This window comes from Sandaracinobacter sp. (assembly GCF_041909755.1).
Classification (GTDB): Bacteria; Pseudomonadota; Alphaproteobacteria; order Sphingomonadales; family Sphingomonadaceae; genus Sandaracinobacteroides.
Window position 1 is genome coordinate 1 of the sequence record NZ_JAYRCW010000170.1, and the last position, 1,788, is coordinate 1,788.

A 1,788-nucleotide genomic window follows, 5' to 3' on the forward strand; every position below is an offset into this window, starting at 1 on the left:
TCGGCCTGCCCCGCCAGCCAGCGGCACAGATTGCCGAGACTTCCCGTATAGGTGCCCTTGTTGTTCATGAAGCTGGGCATCAGGATATGCGGAAACTCGTATTTCGCGCCCTTCGTCAGCACCCAGTGGTGGTTTTCCGTCACCGGCGTTTCCGCGATCGGGCAGCCCTGGTCCCGCCAGTCGGGGATCAGCTCGTCCAGCGCCTTCGGATCGACCACCGCGCCGGACAGAATGTGGGCCCCGACTTCAGAGCCCTTCTCCAGCACGCAGACGGACAGATCCACGCCCTTTTCGGCCGCCACCTGCTTCGCCCGGATCGCGGCGGACAGGCCCGCCGGCCCGGCGCCCACGATCACCAGATCATAGGGCATAGCTTCACGATTGCTCATTCGATCTCTTCCGTTGGTCCCTCGAGGATTCCCCGATCTCTATTCATCGCGCTGTCATGGGTTTTCAACCCGAAATCCCATGAACGGCGACGATCCGGCCTTGACCGTTGCATGAACACTGCCATTTGTCGCCCCCTATGGGACTGGGTGCGTCACCTGCACATCCCGCGGGCCTGACCCCGGGGGACATTGCGGCGATTCTGGACTGGTGGAAACTGGCCGGTGTCGACACGGTGGTCGGCGCCGATCCCGTGCCCTGGTTCCAGCAGGCCGAGGCCGAGGCGATTTTCGAAGCTCCGAAGCAACGGCCGCCCGCGCGGCAGGCCCCCGTCGCCCGCCCGGCCGAAGAGGCGTGGTGGTCTGCTGCGACGACGCTTCAGAACCTGTCCGAACAGATGGCGGCCCGCCACCCCCGCGCCCCGTTCGCGGACGGGAACCCGCAATCCGGGCTGATGATCCTTGGCGAAGCGCCGTCGGCGGAGGATCTGAAGACCGGAAAGCCCTTCAGCGGCCCCGCCGGGCAGTTCCTGGATCGCATGCTGGCCGCCATCGGGGTGGACCGCTCCAGCTGCTACATTGCCCTGCTCTGCCCGCGCCGCCGCATTCCCGGCCCGCCCACGCCGGACGATATCGCCGAGGATCTGGCGCTCACGCTGGCCCATGTCCGCCTGACCCGCCCGCGCCACCTGCTGCTGATGGGCGCGAACCCGGTGCAGGCGCTGGCCGGCGAAACCGCCCCCATCACCCGCGTCCGGGGGAGCTGGCTGTCGGTCGATGCCGGCGGCGGGCCGGTTCCGGCGCTCGCCACCTTCAACCCCGCCTATCTGCTGCGCCGCCCCGAAGAGAAAGCCCGTGCCTGGGCCGACCTGCTGGCGCTGAAACACAGGATCACCCAGTGAAGCGTCTGTTGCTTGCCGCCCTTCTGTCTGCCGCGCCGCTCGCGGCGCAGGAAACCATCGACGTCACCGCGACACCGCTGAAATCGCCCTTCACCGCGGCCGAGCGGTCGGTGCCCGCACAGCTGTCGCCCGCCCAGCGCGAGGCCTATGCCCGGATCTTCCGCGCAATCGACAAGGGTCAGGTGACAGCGGCGTCGGCGGACCTGTCCGCCATGCCGCGCGGACTGCTGCATCCCACCGCCGAAGCGCAGATCCTGATCGCGCAAGGCTCCGGCGCGGGGCTGATGCGCCTCGTCGCCTTCCTCGAACAGAATCCGGACGCGCCGCAGGCGAACGCGATCGCCGGCCTTGCTCGGAAAGCCGGCGCGACAGACCTGCCCCCCCTTGCCCGCACCAAGCAGCTGGTGCCGGTGCGGCTCACCCCGGCGCTCGGCCCGCGCGGCGCCCGCCTCTCGACAGAGGCGGACCAGATGTTCGCGGCCGCCGCCAAGGCCGCGATC

At 68.9% G+C, this 1,788-nt stretch carries 2 protein-coding genes and 1 pseudogene; 2 read left to right on the plus strand and 1 reads right to left on the minus strand.

Features of this window, described 5'->3' with window-relative positions; translation table 11 throughout:
- Positions 1 to 389, minus strand: a 389-nt coding sequence (locus ACE3O8_RS13520) for an NAD(P)/FAD-dependent oxidoreductase (RefSeq protein WP_374390581.1), incomplete at its 3' end; no start/stop codon positions are given.
- Between the two features lie 137 nt (positions 390 to 526).
- Here ACE3O8_RS13520 and ACE3O8_RS13525 point away from each other — a divergent pair.
- Positions 527 to 1,288, plus strand: coding sequence for a uracil-DNA glycosylase (locus ACE3O8_RS13525; RefSeq protein WP_374390583.1), 762 nt, complete (start codon positions 527 to 529; stop codon positions 1,286 to 1,288).
- A pseudogene (locus ACE3O8_RS13530) lies at positions 1,285 to 1,788 on the plus strand (hypothetical protein); the annotation flags it as partial. The gene ACE3O8_RS13525 and the pseudogene ACE3O8_RS13530, both read left to right, overlap by 4 nt.

Coding starts and splice junctions, on each gene's coding strand:
- ACE3O8_RS13525 (WP_374390583.1), top strand. CDS start 527: ATGGGACTGGGTGCGTCACCTGCACATCCCGCGGGCCTGACCCCGGGG.